The organism is Tianxiuia mixotrophica (assembly GCF_050596425.1).
Lineage (GTDB): Bacteria > Bacillota > Clostridia > Peptostreptococcales > Acidaminobacteraceae.
The window spans coordinates 1,519,999-1,535,394 of record NZ_CP192292.1; the positions used below are offsets into that span (position 1 = coordinate 1,519,999).

Consider the following 15,396-nt stretch of genomic DNA (forward strand, 5'->3'; position numbering starts at 1 on the left):
ATTTGCAACAAAATAATCTTTCGTTACGGCAGATAGAGTGTAGGACGACTGATTAGGAAGTAGTCAGTTACTAAGTGTATAATATGAAGGAGGAACAGAAAATGAGTGGAGAAGTTACTAAGACTGTAAAGGAAAGTTCATCAAAGTATTTAATTGGAATGGCAGAGGATAAGCGGTTAGCAATATGTAACATGCATTACACCATTGTCCCGCATAAGCTATTAAGATGTATGAATCTTAGCCCGCAAGCTAAAATCATACTGATAGACTTAATCAGTTTCATGGGTAATTCAAACAGTGCATACCCGCCCATTGAAGATATTGCACTCAATTGTGGAATGTCTCATGCAACGGTTCAGAAGGTTGCCACGCCTCAATATTTGGGATGATTTTATAAGTCATACGCGAGATTGACTGCGCTGAGAGTGGCATGCCGTATAGATCCTCTATGTGCTAAGAGATATCTATTTGAGACACACCTTTGCCTTACATCGAGATTACTTTGTCTTCAATAGCCGAAATATCGTTTGAGTATTTAGGTACAATCTGCGGGTCAAACTCACCATTACGGTCTCTTGGAATCTCTAGTTCAACTTCGCCAAGATCAGCAGTAACACTCTTTGTCGATTCAATATTTCTGTAGTTTGTTTTTTCAGTCTGGCGTTTGTAACGCTCGTAACCAAGCTCATCGTTCAGCTCTGCTTCGAGTAGCTTCTAAACACCAGACTTAAGCATTTCTTTCAGAACACTCTGTCAGTTCTAATTTCGCAGAAGATTTTAATTTTACACAAACTTTGTTACAGTACCTTTTATAATGTTCATCGCTTTTCTTATGGCTTTATTTTCCTAGTGAGGGGCTATCACAATAATTTCAAAATTCATTCACCACTCAAAACGCACCTAAACCTTACCATAAGCCTCTTTCAAATCAGGAATCAAGTACTTTGATTTCAACTTGAATGTCTTCATGAACTTTTCAAGCATATCATCAGATTCTGTCATGAGCATTTTATAATAGACCAGGTAAAATAGGGCGATTTCATTGCCAACGCCTTTTTTGAGCTTAGACTTACTGTGCATGCCAGCTGCACCGTAGTAGTTGACTATGAAATCAATAAGGTCTTCTTCGTGTTTAAGGAGCTCCTGGTTGATTTCGTTGATGGTGTCGTAGCCTACATAGTAAAGGCGTTCCAAGAGGTTTTCAGGAAAGCGAAAGGCTTTTTGATTGTCGATGCCAACCCGCTCTTTGACGGTGAGTTTAATTCGTTCGAGAATGTAGGAACTCACAATGAACTGGTTTAAACTCACGTAGTTGAGTTCGATGATTTCTTCGTTGGTTTGAAGTTTTTCTCTCATTTCAGTCTTGTAGTCGTCGATTTTATTAACGATGTTTTGAAATTCATCATCTGCTAGTTCGAGTAGACTGGCCAGCCTGAAAAAGCGTCGTTTCAAATAGCTTGGAATTTCAAATGGATTTTTGTAGCCTATATCGTGTTCGATTTCTGCCCAGGCATGCTGAAGAACTGTTCTGATTTGTACTTCAAATGTCAGCCCTTTGAAACTTTCAGCTTGTGGGTCATTGTCAGCAAAATGATCAATCGCCAAGACAAGATGGTATGACATATACCCAAACTCATTCTCTTCCATGACGCGTTTATCGACAGAATTTTTCCGGTCCACCCAGAAGGTGTCTTCAAGAACACTTACAATGGCATCAACCTCTTTTGGCAAGTAAGTGAGTATTCGAACCCCTAGAATATCGGTCACATCATTGATAGAACTGTATTTTTGTTTGAGCTCCAGCTTGCCGAGCAGTGAAACTTCATCCTTAATTCTATAGGTCACACTGTGGATGTTATTGTCTTTAAGAAGGTCCTCTAAAGCGATCTCTAAATACTCTCCAAAGGCTTCATATTTGTCCTTTTTGCTCGATATTCTTCTATTATGGAATCTATCATTGTTTTCCCTCTATTCCTCAGTGCGTTATGGACAGTGCTTTAAATTTTCCTTTGTATTGAACTGCAATTAAGTGTCTTGAATAGAAGCATGAATAGTGATTGCCTCCATATATGTAAAATGAGTAGCTATTGACGTTTGGTGATGACGGACAACTATTTTATTTTGTCCAAGATTATTTTATCAGTCTCAGCATTAAAAGTACATTGTGTGCATACAAATAGTGGGAGCTATTTTTGGAATCTTGCTTATTACAGGCGCTTGCAAAATATAGATTCATGTTCTCAATATACCATCTATAAAAATTCGGTTCTTAAACATCTACATATGATATGGAAAGGGCTCGTGAATGATATTTGCAAGGCACTCATTTGAGAAAAAAATCATTTTCATATATACTATAGCGGAAGCTTATATTATGGAGGGACTTATTTATGGAAATTAAAAGATTTGAAGGCACTGGCCGTATGAGCCGTGCAGTCGTACATAACAACACAATTTATCTATGTGGTCAAACACATGGCGACGAAAATGCTGATATTAAAGAGCAGACACGTGTTTGTCTAGAAAAAGTTGAGGACCTGCTAAACAAGTATGGTTCTGATAAGCGTCATATTCTATCAACAACAATTTATGTAAAAGACATGGCAGATTTTGCAGGCATGAACGAAGTTTGGGACGCATGGGTTGAAGATGGTTTCGAACCAGCTAGAGCTTGCGTTGAAGCAAAGATGGCAAGAGAATCTATTCTAGTGGAACTTTCTGTGGTTGCGGCGGTTAAATAAATCACCTAATACCTATGATTTGTTCGACATGTATGGTCAATTATAAAATTAGATCTTAACGAAAGGGCTGTTGAAATTACAGCCCTCTTTTCATGTCCAAAACGGGGGTTCGCAAATTCACACTTACATATAGTTCCGTTTTTGCATAGCATTCGAGTTATGAATACACTTCAATATGATTTTCAGCCCTTTCAATGCAGTAATTTAGATACGGAAGCGACTTAATAGAATATGACTAAGGTTTAATATGGCTGAAGATGATATTTTGTCTACCGCCACCTAGGGGAAGGTTACAAATTTTGTTGATGACGGCCTACATATTTTGAAGTTTTAATTATTCGCTAAGACTTAATGAAATATGTTTGGTTTTGTTGTATGATATATGACATGAAATGGTCGCAGTATGAGAAATGAATGCCTGAGCATATGGGGGAACAGTTATGAAGTACTCAGCAAGAATACAAGAGCTTATCCAAAAGAGGAAATCTGTGAGAAGTTATCAAGACAAGGGGATTGAGGCGGAGAAAAAAGAAGCCTTAATAAGGGTCATGAATGAACTTTCTAAAGATAATTATAGATTTAAGCTGATTGATTTTGAATTTGAACAAGGGGCAAAACTCGGCACATACGGTATGATAAAAGGTGCTAAAGCCTATATAGTTGGAATAATGAACAAGGGAAAAGGCTCTGATGTATACACATCATTTGATTTTGGCAGTGACTTTGAAAAAATCGTTTTAAAGGCTACGGATTTAGGGCTTGGAACCTGCTGGTTGGCAGCCACTTTTAACAGCTCTGATGTGTCAAAGCTTGTTGAACTTCAAGACAATGAACATGTGGTGATGGTTTCCCCGGTGGGATACGAAGCACCTAAGAGAATAACCGAAAAGTTAACCCGTTTTTTAGCCAAGTCAGACAGTCGAAAGCCCTGGTCAGAATTGTTCTTTAAGATTGATGACACCATGCCCCTAACAAGACAAGAAGCAGGTGCTTATGCTGAAGCCCTAGACATGCTTCGTCTGGCACCATCAGCAAGCAATTCCCAGCCTTGGCGTATTATTAAGAGAAATAATAAGTTTGAATTTTATACCCTTGCATCTTCTATTGCGAGCAAGCCTGACCAAAAAATTGACCTAAGCTATAATGACTTAGGTATTGCAAAAGCTCATTTTGAGTTAACCGCTCAAGCTCTGGGACTCAATGGTTACTGGGAAATGCTTGAAGGGGATGTAAGTGGTTTAGGTGAAATCACTTATGTTGGAGCCTGGAATATTGTTGAGTAAGAAAAATGAGTATGTTATACGTACATTCTACTTTCCTGTGTAAACTTTTTTAAACTATCAAAATTATAATACAAAGTGAACGTGGATATAGGACAAGGAAACCTATGGTATATTGGGTTCATTCAGGTGGAGATGATCTTGCTTTAAAAATTTAAACAACCCCCAATTGACAGCGTCGCTGATCATATTGGGGGTTTTTTTATGTATATTTTCTTTAGTAAATATTGTAGCTAGGGTTGATGATCTGACCTAAATACCTGCAATAAGTTGTTCTATCATTTGAAGCTTTCCATTAATATCTTCTGAAGTGGAAGACGTATCACTTCCAGTTAAGTATTTCTCAATAGCTGATAGTTCGTTGACTATAAAACCTGCACTTGAGATCTCAGGCGATGCATCGAGAATATCAACAGCTTGCTTGACCCATACAAGGCACATTGAGACTTGGCTGTGTTCCCTAAAGTTGTTTTTAATAAACTCTATACAAAAATTAAGTGTGTCTTTTTTAGATTGATCCATAAACTAACCTCCAAACTTTCTCTAAATTTATTATATCCATTTTTACAGGCTTCATACAAGGGAATTAAAGAAAGTGGCACATAAAATGTAAAACTTGTGTGTACATTGATCCATAACCGCTATAAAAGACTAAAATAGGGTATTATCTAATTAGGTGATTTTATGAAAAAATTAAGCGCTATGATGATTATTCTTATACTCATTTTAACAGCTTGTGCGCCAGAATTAAGCGATCAGGCAAGAGGCCTGCCTTCAAATGAATCTTCCTTAACAGATGAGATTCAGCCAGATTCAAGTCCGCTCGATATTTCCAGTGGACCAGTTTGTCCTGCTTACACGCCGAAGGGAGATGTCGCTTACGCATCAGAGTGGACGGGTGAGTATCCAGAAATCGAAAGTTATGATAAAAGTTTCAAGACAGCCACTTTTGGCATGGGCTGATTTTGGGGCCCGGCTGCAAGGTATGCAGTCATGGATGGTGTATTAAGAACAAGGGTAGGATATTCAGGAGGAAGGTCTACAAATCCATCATATAAAGTTGTTGACCAGCACACAGAAGTGGTTGAAATTGATTATGACCCTGATGTAATCAGCTATGAAGATCTCATTGATGTGTTTTTCAGTGCTCACAATGAAACCCTAAGACCCTATGATCAGAGAGTGAAAAGTCTTATATTTTATAGAAACGATGAAGAATATGAGATCGCTAAGACAAAACTTGATGCTATTCGACAGGCCACGCCTGAAGAAGAGAGCGTTTATACTGAACTCAAGGCATTTGAGGTTTTCTATCTGGCAGAGCCAGAGCATCAAAACCGTTCTCTCAAACTCGAAACATCCCTTTATAAGGAGCTCAAGCAGATATTTGAAACGGAAGAAGACATGTTGCTATCCATACTTGTTTCAAAACTCAATGGTTATATTTATGGCTATGGTGACATGGAAGGGGCCACTGAACTTCTTGACAAGTCAGGTCTATCAGAAGCATCTAAAAACCGTGTTATTGAAGTGATAGAAAATCGTCCTTATGTTTTGCCTTAGTCTTTAACCCATTTAGCAGTCCGCATCTGAGACCTGTATAAATAGTGGTTTTGAAAGGCAGTTGATACTGAGCGGCTGGAGAAGTGGAAATAAAAATTGTAGTAGCTTGTAAAAGTGTAAGACCAGTGGGATTTTGAGTGCATCAGTTATTTTAAGTCTAATAAGTTTATACAAGAAAAAAGGTGTTATCCAGTAAACGGGAGAGTTTATTTGGACAACACCTTTTATTAATTTACATAGCTTTCGAGTAGAATTCAACAACCAAGTGATCATCAATTTCTATTGGAATTTCAGATCTATCAGGTTTGCGTATTAGTATACCTGAGAATCTTGCGACATCTTTTTCAAGGTAAGGGAATGATACTGTTGCCTGACCTTCAAAGTTTTCACGGAACATTTCATTCTTTTGAGATTTCTCCCTTAAAGAAATCTGGTCACCAATTTGAACGGCATAAGAAGGAATATCAACTTTCTTTCCATTCAGTTGGATATGTCCGTGTACAACCATTTGTCGTGCTTGTCTTATAGAACTTGCAAAACCAAGTCTATACACAAGATTGTCCAGTCTGCATTCAAGACGTTTTACAAGGGCTTCGCCGGTTGTTTCAGTGTCCTTTATTGCAGCCTTGACGTAACGTCTGAACTGTTTTTCCATAACCTCATAGTAAGCTCTCAGTCTTTGTTTTTCCAGAAGCTGTGTTCCGTAAGACGATAGTTTTCTACGGTCTCGTTCTTGGCCGTTTCCAGCCCGTTTCATTGCCTTAGGGTGTCCGCATACATTCAAATTAAGTCTTCTGCACTTTTTGAATCGTGGACCTCTCATTCTTGCCATATGATCATCTCCATAACATAAATTTTCCGCCGCGATAATTTATGCCATACAACGAAACCATAATATCAGGTCTGCTTGAAAAAGTAAATGATAAAAATTCTCATTTAACTTCTTTTTTTAAAAAGTATTATGATTTCATGAATATTTTATTGTTAAGTATATAACGAAAATTCCATTTTTTTTTCAACAAAAGGTCATTTAGTCCTTCAATATATGAGAGATACTAACCTGTTTTGTACAGTGGGCCATAGCCTGGTGAAATATGGTGGGGAAATAGTTGAAAAGCTCTTGGGCATATAAAAAGATGAAAAGTCCTTGTTTTCAAGACTTTGATATGTTTGTAATTCTGACAACAAACTTCGTAACGAAATTTTTATGTTAATTTAATTTCAAAAGCGCTAAATATCTGACAAATGCAAAGAGAATCTCGAAACTTTGATTGTGACAAAATTGACGAATATAAATAGGAGCATAAGCAAAACTCGATTTTTTAAAGTTTGAAAAAGGCAATATAGGCAATTTTACAAGAAAAGAAAACGGAATAATGGTGACAAATGGTGACTGAAGTATTGCGGAATATGAAAAAAACGAAATGCAAATATGAACAAGTGCCATACTTGTCTGACATATAAGAGTTTGTGGATACGAAGTGTTATAAATGGATGAATCATCAAATTTATCTGAATAATATCTTTACTTGAAATAGGATTGCAGTCCCCAACAAGACACGTATAATGATACCTTGTAAGGCATAAATAGCCGGGTATAATTTATTAATATTTTAGGAGGGACTCGTATGTCTACGAAGTCAAAAGACAGTGGGAAGTTGACACTGGTATCACTGGTACTCATGATCTTCACATCGGTATTCGGATTTGCCAATATGCCAAGATCATTCTACTTAATGGGGTATGGTGCCATACCATGGTACATTTTATCCGCTATCACATTCTTTGTGCCATTTGCATTTATGATGGCAGAATACGGTGCAGCGTTTAAGAATGAAAAAGGTGGCATTTATTCTTGGATGAAACGTTCAGTAGGTGCCAAGTATGCGTTTATCGGAACATTCATGTGGTACGCATCGTATATTATCTGGATGGTGAACGTGGGGTCTGCCATATGGGTTGTTTTATCAACGGCTATTTTTGGTCGTGATTTAACAGGAACTTGGTCAATACTTGGCCTGAATTCGACCCAAACATTGGGCATACTTGGTATATCATGGATTCTTTTCGTTACATTTGTATCGACGAAGGGACTTGATAAAATTAAAAAGATCACATCGGTTGGTGGAACAGCAGTGGCCCTGCTTAATGTTGTATTGATCATAGGTGGTGTCATCGTATTTGTAGCAAATGGTTTTGAGTTGGCTCAACCATTAAACTCAGTTTCTGACTTTGTGGTATCGCCAAACCCGGCTTATCTAAGCCCAATATCCATGCTAGGTTTTCTAGTGTTTGCAATTTTTGCTTATGGTGGTATTGAAGTGACTGGGGGACTTGTGGATCAAACAAAAGACGCCCACATAACTTTCCCTAAAGGCGTTACCATCGCAGCTGTTGTTATTTCAGTGGGCTATGCCATTGGAATATTCACAGTTGGTGTCTTTACCAACTGGGCAGGCGCCCTTTCCGGTGAAGGTATTCATATGGGCAACGTTGCTTATGTGATCATGAATAATCTTGGCTATCAGCTTGGACATGCCTTTGGTCTGACAGAAGCCTTAAGCATTACGCTGGGGGACTGGGTGGCACGTTATGTTGGTATATCCATGCTTCTGGCGCTAACAGGTGCATTCTTCACCCTAACATATTCACCGCTTAAGCAAATGATTGAAGGCACACCAAAAGAACTTTGGCCAGAGTTTATTTCAAAATCTGAAAATGGTATCCCGCAAAATGCCATGTGGGTTCAGGGGATAACCGTATGTGTTATGATCGCAATGGTATCATTTGGTGGCGATGCAGCAGCGGATTTCTTCGCAAAGCTTGTTCTTATGACAAATGTTGCAATGACACTCCCTTACATGTTTATTTCAGGGGCTTTCATAGGATTTAAGAAGAAAAAAGAGATTGAAAAACCATTTGTTGTCTTTAAAAGTGATAAGTTTGCCATTTTTGCAACGGTTATTGTAACTCTAACGGTTGGATTTGCCAACATATTTACCATTATAGAGCCAGCTATGAAAGGTGATATTTCATCAACGCTTTACAGTATTGCTGGACCACTATTCTTCACAGCAGTGGCCAATATATTGTATGGCAACTACGAGCGTAAAATGAAAAAGCAAAATGAAGAAAAAAGAAAACTGCAAAGCGCCTAGTATAAATAAAATGTTGTTAATGTCTTATTTTTAACAGCAATATTTTAAAAAAATCGTCCTCTCTAAATAATAAGGAGGACGATTTTCTTATTTTAGATGCTTGTTCATTTACAAAGCCATATTTTTTATATAAAAGCGCTGAAATTTGCTTGTCAGCTACATATGACAGGTAGGTGATAACCTAGCCTTTAAACTTTCGAATAAGCATGAGGACAGCCAGTGAGAGTCCTGAAATAATTGCTATAAAGGCAAAGAGAAAGGCTAAGGGAATAAATCCGAAGGCTTCAACAAGTCTTCCATCGGGAGCCACATATGATCCATGAGCATTGTAAGCCAAAGTTGCAGCTAAGCTCCCTAATATGGATATAAACGTAACACCTTTTAGAAAAGATACTTTCTTATCTCTTTTCCATGCCCTGGATATGTTTTCAATCTGTTTTGCATCATCTAAATGAACGGTTTGATTCATATTTAATCCTCCAACAATCTCGCTATTGTACTTTTCAAGTTCTTTCTTACAGTCTTCGCATGTATCAAGATGCGTCTCGATGAGGGTTCTGCTGTCTGCACTGCATATATCGTCATGATACAGCGGAAGTAAGTCTCTTATCACATCACATGTTATATTCATTTCAAGGCCTCCTGTATTTTGAGTTTTGCTCGGTGGAAGGTGACTCTGGCCCACACATCGGTTTTGCCAAAAAGATCACCAATTTTCTTGAAGGACAACTCACCAAAAGTTCTCAGGGTGAAAACCTCTTTATAGGGCTCTTCTAGATCATGAAGAACCTTATGAACTGCAAAAGCCTTCTCTTCATCGACAAGTTTTCCCTCAAAATCATGGGGGTGGATCATGTCTTCAGGAGAATCGTGATGGCTTATGCGTTTTTGTTTTTGTCTGTTTGTAAAATATGTGTTCTTTGCTATCTGACAAAGCCAAACATAGACTTTTGAGTTGCCCTTAAAATTATGAATGTTCTTAAGGGCTTTGAAGAATGTTTCTTGAGTGATTTCTTCTGCAAGTATGTCATCGCGGCAAAGGGTTAATACATATTTATAGACATCTTCGAAATATATTCGGTATATTTCGTCAAATTCTACCATCCTCTCACTCCTTTCGTACATAAGACCCGTGTGTTTTGATTTCGTTACAAGGTTTTTGAATTTTTTTTCGAGCGATATGAAAAATGTCCTTCAAGCCCCAGCTATACCGCATAAAGACATCAAATGATTAAAAAATCTATATTGGGCACAGCGTGGGCTTCGATCAGAACTTTTGCAAGTGCCTGAATCATAATCTTTCTATAGTAAATATACCTACTTCCAGGTATCTTACACCATATTGACGACAAGGCATAGGTGATTAAACCTAATAAAATATTAGGAATCATGAACTTTATTAGACTGGAATAGATATTGCGTATAAAGTAAAAGCTGTTCACTCAATCTCGGGCAGATGAGTGAACAGCTTTTTATTGATTGTACGAGTACAATCTTATTGAGTATGACTTGGACATGACAATGCTTTATAGGTCAGTGCGCAAATTGATATAAAGCAGAGCCAATATGGCAAGACATAAGTGTCATACTTGAAATTCCTAAATAAGAATACCAGCGATGGTCGCAGTCATAAACGCGGCAAGGCAGCCACCGATCATAGACCGCATACCAAGCTTAGCAATTTCGTGACGTTTGTTTGGCGCTAGGGAACCAATGCCACCAACTTGAATACCAATAGAGGAAAAGTTGGCGAAGCCACAGAGTGCATAAGTCAAAATAACTATTGTTCTATCAGAAATTGCACCAGACTTAATCACTTCGCCTAGACTCGCGTAAGCAATAAACTCATTAATGACAACTTTCTGGCCAAGAATATCCGCCGCAATGCTTAGGTCTGCAGATGGAACACCCATCACCCACGCAAGTGGCGCAAATATTAGGCTTAGAACAGTGTTAATAGAAAACTCAGGGTAGCCAAATAAACCGCCAGCCCATCCAAATACCGCATTCACCAGGGCAATAAGGGCAATGAAGGCAATCAGCATAGCACCAACATTCATAGCCATTGCCAGGCCTTCACCAGCACCTCTTGATGCGGCGTCGATCATATTGGCGTCAATGTTTTCCATTTCAACTTCCACTTTACCCTTTGTGACAGGTTGGTCTGTTTCTGGAAGCATAATTTTTGCAATGATAAGACTGGCAGGCGCCGACATAATGGAAGCAGCAATTAAGTGCGCTGGATCAGCCCCCATAAGGACATAACCAGCCATTACACCGCCGGACACTGTGGCCATACCACCTGTCATGACAGTCAGAAGTTCCGAGCGTGTCATTTTAGAGATATATGGCTTAATAACCAGAGGGGCCTCAGTCTGACCAACAAAAATATTAGCAGCAGCAGAAAGTGATTCTGCACCACTTGTCCCAAGAAGTCTTGTCATAACTACGGCAAGCCCCTTGATAATGATTTCCATAATGCCTGTATAATATAAGACAGCCATTAGAGAAGAGAAAAAGATGATTGTAGGTAGGATGTTTAGGGCAAAAATGAATCCTAAACTATCGTTTCCAACAAGTCCGCCAAATAAGAATTTTGTACCTTCATTTGCGAATCCAAGAAGTTGTGTAACACCTTGACTGAGGGCCTCAAAACCTTTTTGACCAGGTTCCCATTTTAAAAATAAGAATCCAAAAATAATTTGAATGATGACACCTGTAATAACAAGTCTCCAATCAACATTCTTCTTGTCTTCTGACAAGAGATAAGCAATTAGTATCATTACAATAATGCCAATAAAACTTATTAATTTTTCCACGACAAATTCCCTTTCTTTTTCTCGTATTCAGAACTTTTTTTGAATTGATTTTTCACTTTAAGTTTTGGACGGACGATACAAAGTGAAAAACGTTTTCAAAAACGACGTCTTGAATGCGATGTTTTTTAAAATGAATTTGCGCACTTTGATAACAATACCAGAAAAACGAATTAAATAAAAGGGGAAAATGCTTACAAAAATTTGGAGTGTATTTTCTAAAAGTAAAAAAGTATACAGAAAAAATCAACAAATGAACTGCATGAAAATGGTATTTGTCCATGGAATTAGAAGTGTTGTAAACACTGAAGCACAGACAGAATTGTCTGAAATTTATTGGTGTCGACTGTGCCTATGACTTTTGATATAATACATCTTGAAAAAAATAAGGGGTGAAATCATTCGAATAAATATCATCTCAACAAGTGATTTAAAATAGGATTGGAGTGTAGGGAATGAAGTACGGGATTTTGAGGTATCCTCATCAGAACACAAGATACTTTGAATCGACAAAGAACTTACTTATAAATGAATTTCTAATCATGGCTCAGGGCCTTGACATGTCTGTGAAAGAGATCCAATACGAGACAATTGGTGGTGTTGACCTTTTAACATTTCAAACAGATGTATTAGATCTTCAAAATTTGGAAGCGTTACATAGACTGTCTTCTGGATATATACTTTTCAAAGTGGAAAACAAGGCGCTCATTCCCATGAATGAGGGCAAGTCAACATACTTTAAGAACGACATATCGAGCATTTTAAAGTATACAGGCAAAACCAATGAAGACTTCACAGGTATGATGATCAATATAGGGATTTTTTCCAGTGCATTTGCAAAGGCATTTGATTCTGCGCTGAATATACTCGACCCTATGTGTGGGCGAGGCACGACCCTATATGAAGGGCTTATTAAGGGGTATAATGTGGCAGGTGTGGAGATTCAAAAATCATCTTGCCAAGAAATTGATAAGTTCCTAAAAAGGTACTTAAAATATCATAAATACAAGCATACTTCTGAACATCAAACAATACATTCAAAGGGCGGAAAGGGTCTTAAATACACCATTGAAACGGCGCGTTCAACTGAAAAATTTAAAGACAAGGACCGTAGAAAAGTTCAGTATGCCAATGGAAATACACTCTTTGTCAATGATTTTTACAAAAAGGAGTCCTTCCATGTGCTCGTAACAGATGTCCCCTATGGCGTACAGCATAAAGGTAAATCCAGTTCTAAGCCTGTGGATATTCAAAAGCTCTTAAAGGATGCAAGTTCAGCTTGGTATAAGGTCCTAAAAAAAGGAGGCGCAGCGGTGATTTCATTTAATGCCTACACCCTCGATAAGGACCAGTTAAGATGTGATTTCCAGAAGGCAGGATTTGTCGTACTGAGTGAAGGCGTATATGATCAATTTGAACACTGGGTTGAGCAAGCGGTTAATCGGGATGTTTTCGTTGCAATCAAGCAGTAGTTAAGCAAGAAATATCATTGAGTGGAAGGATATTAGGTGATTACATGAAGTCAGACAATGAGATTTACAACTATAAGTTACTTGTCCATCAACTCATTGAAGAAGGCAATTATATAAAAGCTGCATCTATTTATAACCGTCTTTACAGTAAAGAAAAGACCAATGTTGATCTCTTATATGATATAGCAATGTTCCATCATGAATATATTAACCCAAAAGAAGCCCTACGTTATTATGACGAAATTATTGAACTCGAAGAGAGTGAAGCCGGGGCCTATTATGGAAAGGCTATCATTCACGAAGAGCTGGATGAAACAGATGCGGCAATATTTCATTACAAAAAGGCCATAGAGTGGGACCCGGGCTACTATTTGGCCCACCTGTATTTGGCTGATATTTATGATAAACGAAAAGAAGATATTCTAGCAGAGGACCACTTAAGAAAAGCCATTCACTATGCGCCTGATGAAGTGCTTTGCTATAATCATTATAGTGCCTACCTGGAGAGTCGAGGGCGGGATGTTGAAGCCTTAGAATATACAAAAAAAGCCCTTGGTATAGATTCCGAGCATTATATGTCCCTCTTTAACATGGGCGTTCTATTGAAAAAGGCATCACAAGTTCAAAAGGCCATTTTCTATTATGAAAAATCCATTGTAAGCAACCCCAACTATCCTTATGCCTACTTAAATTTGGCAGTCATACACAAGGCTTCAAAGGCCTATAAAAAGGCTTATGAAGTCTTATCCAGTGCGATCTTGCATAATCCCAGTGTAAGCGTACTTTACTACAACCGTGCAATAATGCTGGTACAACTGGGCGACTGTGAAAAAGCCACTGAAGATGTTCTGCAGTCCATTCGATTAAGTCCAAGCCTCAAAAAGTATGCATTGATAGATGTAGAACTAAAGGGTATAGATTTAGAAAAAATTCGAACGGAGAATGTGTAAAGTGGTATAGCAAGGGTAAAAATGAAGACATAAAAATCATCTCAAAACACGAGATGATTTTTTTTATTGCATTTATTCTTGTAAAGTGGACTGCTATGGTGTATGATTTATTTGAGAATTGTTATCAGGTACTAAAACCAGATAACATGTTGTGTGAAACACAAGGTCACATAATTCATGAAGAAATTGGCAGTTAGCAAAAGCAATAAAGGAGATGAAAGGCTTGAATAAATCACAGTGGAATGAAAAACTGAGGGCGTATGCAAAGCCCAGTTTGAAAAAATCAGTGTTTCAAATTGTAAACTCAGTGATCCCGTACATGGGCTTGCTTGTATTAATGTATATGACGATGTACTATGAGGTGCCTTACATACTTACTCTGGGCTTGGCCTTTCTTGCAAGTGGATTTTTAGTAAGAATTTTTATCCTCTTTCACGACTGCACCCATCTGTCTTTTTTTAAGTCGAAAATAGCATGTTCAATATGGGGGCATATTTTTGGAATATTAACTTTTACCCCCTATCACACATGGCAACTGGAACATAATATTCACCACGGCACAGTTGGCAATTTAGACAGACGGGGAATTGGAGACATCTGGACTATGACCGTTTCTGAGTATGAAGAAAGCGGACTTATAAAAAGGCTCTGGTACAGGCTATACAGAAATCCATTATTCTTGTTTTTAGTGGCCCCCTTCGCCCTTTTTGCAGTGCTAAACAGAATACCATCTAAACATGCTAGGCGCAAAGACCATTTAAGTTATTTGGTGACCAATGCGGGTATTGTGGCAGTTTTTATACTTGTTTGGCAAACACTTGGGCTTAAATATTATCTGGCCATTCAAATGCCAATCCTCTATTTTGCCAGCATTATGGGTGTATGGCTCTTCTTTGTACAGCACCAGTTTGAAGAAGTTTATTGGTCAAGTGATTCCGATTGGGATATTGTAAAAGCGGCCCTAAAGGGCAGTTCTTTTTATCAGTTGCCCCTTGTGTTTGAATGGTTCTCGGGCTATATCGGATACCATAATATACACCACTTGAATTCCAGAATTCCAAATTATAATTTGAAGATGTGCTACAGGGATGTTCATGATTTACTCGAAGAACGAAAAATCACATTTTTTGAAAGCTTTAAGTTGGCATTCTTAGAACTCTACGATGAGAAAAGCAAAAAAATGATTTCTTTTAGAACCGCACGAAAACTTAGACACAGCCGATCCAACTAAAAAGGATTCAAAAATATACATTGAGAATTCCGGATGAAACGTTTATGCAGGCTGTTTATGACATTTGTCATCTTCATCCTGTGGATTTCACTCCTGTAACTTAAGTTACGGAATACTATACCATATTACTGTATATTATAAGCATAAGATAAGTCAGGCTTTCATAAGCCATTTGCGGAATAATA

14 protein-coding genes and 2 pseudogenes are annotated in these 15,396 nt (G+C 38.0%); 9 read left to right on the top strand and 7 right to left on the bottom strand.

Annotated elements, in window-relative coordinates; translation table 11 throughout:
- Positions 1-101 precede the first annotated feature (101 nt).
- Entirely contained in the window at positions 102-389 is a 288-nt protein-coding gene (locus ACQ4KW_RS06580; RefSeq protein WP_430885740.1) for a helix-turn-helix domain-containing protein, read from the top strand.
- 97 nt (positions 390-486) lie between these two features.
- Here ACQ4KW_RS06580 and ACQ4KW_RS06585 read toward each other — a convergent pair.
- Both ACQ4KW_RS06585 and ACQ4KW_RS06590 read right to left on the bottom strand, forming a co-directional pair.
- Positions 487-699: pseudogene (locus ACQ4KW_RS06585) on the bottom strand (transposase); the annotation flags it as partial.
- Between the two features lie 201 nt (positions 700-900).
- Positions 901-1,845: a GTP pyrophosphokinase gene (locus ACQ4KW_RS06590; protein ID WP_430885741.1), complete on the bottom strand. Its 945-nt coding sequence runs from the start codon at positions 1,843-1,845 to the stop codon at positions 901-903.
- A gap of 545 nt (positions 1,846-2,390) precedes the next feature.
- On the opposite strand from ACQ4KW_RS06590, the gene ACQ4KW_RS06595 reads away from it, so the two are divergent.
- Positions 2,391-2,741, top strand: coding sequence for a RidA family protein (locus ACQ4KW_RS06595; RefSeq protein ID WP_430885742.1), 351 nt, complete (start codon positions 2,391-2,393; stop codon positions 2,739-2,741).
- Between the two features lie 440 nt (positions 2,742-3,181).
- Positions 3,182-4,024, top strand: coding sequence for a nitroreductase family protein (locus ACQ4KW_RS06600; RefSeq protein ID WP_430885743.1), 843 nt, complete (start codon positions 3,182-3,184; stop codon positions 4,022-4,024).
- Between the two features lie 249 nt (positions 4,025-4,273).
- Here the strand turns inward: ACQ4KW_RS06600 and ACQ4KW_RS06605 are convergent, their stop codons facing one another.
- Entirely contained in the window at positions 4,274-4,543 is a 270-nt protein-coding gene (locus ACQ4KW_RS06605; RefSeq protein WP_430885744.1) for a hypothetical protein, read from the bottom strand.
- A 162-nt stretch (positions 4,544-4,705) separates the two neighbouring features.
- On the opposite strand from ACQ4KW_RS06605, the gene ACQ4KW_RS06610 reads away from it, so the two are divergent.
- Entirely contained in the window at positions 4,706-4,984 is a 279-nt protein-coding gene (locus ACQ4KW_RS06610; protein WP_430885745.1) for a hypothetical protein, read from the top strand.
- Between the two features lie 12 nt (positions 4,985-4,996).
- Positions 4,997-5,584 (top strand): annotated as a pseudogene (locus ACQ4KW_RS06615) (peptide-methionine (S)-S-oxide reductase); the annotation flags it as partial.
- A gap of 232 nt (positions 5,585-5,816) precedes the next feature.
- Here the strand turns inward: ACQ4KW_RS06615 and rpsD are convergent.
- On the bottom strand, positions 5,817-6,416 hold the full coding sequence (rpsD, locus tag ACQ4KW_RS06620; RefSeq protein WP_430885746.1) for a 30S ribosomal protein S4: 600 nt from the start codon (positions 6,414-6,416) through the stop codon (positions 5,817-5,819).
- Positions 6,417-7,212: 796 nt separating this feature from the next.
- On the opposite strand from rpsD, the gene yjeM reads away from it, so the two are divergent.
- Positions 7,213-8,742, top strand: a complete 1,530-nt coding sequence (yjeM, locus tag ACQ4KW_RS06625) for a glutamate/gamma-aminobutyrate family transporter YjeM (protein ID WP_430885747.1) — start codon at positions 7,213-7,215, stop codon at positions 8,740-8,742.
- Positions 8,743-8,923: 181 nt separating this feature from the next.
- On the opposite strand, the gene ACQ4KW_RS06630 is transcribed toward yjeM, so the two are convergent.
- From ACQ4KW_RS06630 to ACQ4KW_RS06640, 3 genes are all read right to left on the bottom strand, one after another.
- Positions 8,924-9,373, bottom strand: a complete 450-nt coding sequence (locus ACQ4KW_RS06630; protein ID WP_430885748.1) for a zf-HC2 domain-containing protein — start codon at positions 9,371-9,373, stop codon at positions 8,924-8,926.
- The gene (locus tag ACQ4KW_RS06635) at positions 9,370-9,846 is read right to left on the bottom strand and encodes an RNA polymerase sigma factor (RefSeq protein ID WP_430885749.1); all 477 of its coding nucleotides are present in this window, start codon (positions 9,844-9,846) and stop codon (positions 9,370-9,372) included. Before ACQ4KW_RS06635 ends, ACQ4KW_RS06630 begins: the two co-directional genes overlap by 4 nt.
- Before the next feature lie 494 nt (positions 9,847-10,340).
- Complete coding sequence (locus tag ACQ4KW_RS06640) at positions 10,341-11,561, bottom strand: NupC/NupG family nucleoside CNT transporter (RefSeq protein ID WP_430885750.1); 1,221 nt, start codon at positions 11,559-11,561, stop codon at positions 10,341-10,343.
- Positions 11,562-12,013: 452 nt separating this feature from the next.
- On the opposite strand from ACQ4KW_RS06640, the gene ACQ4KW_RS06645 reads away from it, so the two are divergent.
- The 3 genes from ACQ4KW_RS06645 (at position 12,014) to ACQ4KW_RS06655 (ending at position 15,211) form a co-directional block, all read left to right on the top strand.
- Positions 12,014-13,030: a TRM11 family SAM-dependent methyltransferase gene (locus ACQ4KW_RS06645; RefSeq protein WP_430885751.1), complete on the top strand. Its 1,017-nt coding sequence runs from the start codon at positions 12,014-12,016 to the stop codon at positions 13,028-13,030.
- Between the two features lie 44 nt (positions 13,031-13,074).
- Positions 13,075-13,980 carry a tetratricopeptide repeat protein gene (locus ACQ4KW_RS06650; RefSeq protein ID WP_430885752.1) on the top strand — a complete coding sequence of 302 codons (906 nt, stop codon included), beginning with the start codon at positions 13,075-13,077 and terminating at the stop codon, positions 13,978-13,980.
- A gap of 223 nt (positions 13,981-14,203) precedes the next feature.
- Positions 14,204-15,211 carry a fatty acid desaturase gene (locus ACQ4KW_RS06655; RefSeq protein ID WP_430885753.1) on the top strand — a complete coding sequence of 336 codons (1,008 nt, stop codon included), beginning with the start codon at positions 14,204-14,206 and terminating at the stop codon, positions 15,209-15,211.
- The last annotated feature ends 185 nt before the right edge of the window (positions 15,212-15,396 follow it).

Excerpts from the sequence above, each read along its gene's own strand:
- ACQ4KW_RS06600 (WP_430885743.1), top strand. The coding sequence starts at position 3,182 with ATGAAGTACTCAGCAAGAATACAAGAGCTTATCCAAAAGAGGAAATCT.
- ACQ4KW_RS06645 (WP_430885751.1), top strand. The coding sequence starts at position 12,014 with ATGAAGTACGGGATTTTGAGGTATCCTCATCAGAACACAAGATACTTT.
- ACQ4KW_RS06630 (WP_430885748.1), bottom strand. The coding sequence starts at position 9,373 with ATGAATATAACATGTGATGTGATAAGAGACTTACTTCCGCTGTATCAT.
- rpsD (WP_430885746.1), bottom strand. The coding sequence starts at position 6,416 with ATGGCAAGAATGAGAGGTCCACGATTCAAAAAGTGCAGAAGACTTAAT.
- ACQ4KW_RS06595 (WP_430885742.1), top strand. The coding sequence starts at position 2,391 with ATGGAAATTAAAAGATTTGAAGGCACTGGCCGTATGAGCCGTGCAGTC.
- ACQ4KW_RS06650 (WP_430885752.1), top strand. The coding sequence starts at position 13,075 with ATGAAGTCAGACAATGAGATTTACAACTATAAGTTACTTGTCCATCAA.
- ACQ4KW_RS06605 (WP_430885744.1), bottom strand. The coding sequence starts at position 4,543 with ATGGATCAATCTAAAAAAGACACACTTAATTTTTGTATAGAGTTTATT.
- ACQ4KW_RS06635 (WP_430885749.1), bottom strand. The coding sequence starts at position 9,846 with ATGGTAGAATTTGACGAAATATACCGAATATATTTCGAAGATGTCTAT.
- ACQ4KW_RS06610 (WP_430885745.1), top strand. The coding sequence starts at position 4,706 with ATGAAAAAATTAAGCGCTATGATGATTATTCTTATACTCATTTTAACA.
- yjeM (WP_430885747.1), top strand. The coding sequence starts at position 7,213 with ATGTCTACGAAGTCAAAAGACAGTGGGAAGTTGACACTGGTATCACTG.
- ACQ4KW_RS06580 (WP_430885740.1), top strand. The coding sequence starts at position 102 with ATGAGTGGAGAAGTTACTAAGACTGTAAAGGAAAGTTCATCAAAGTAT.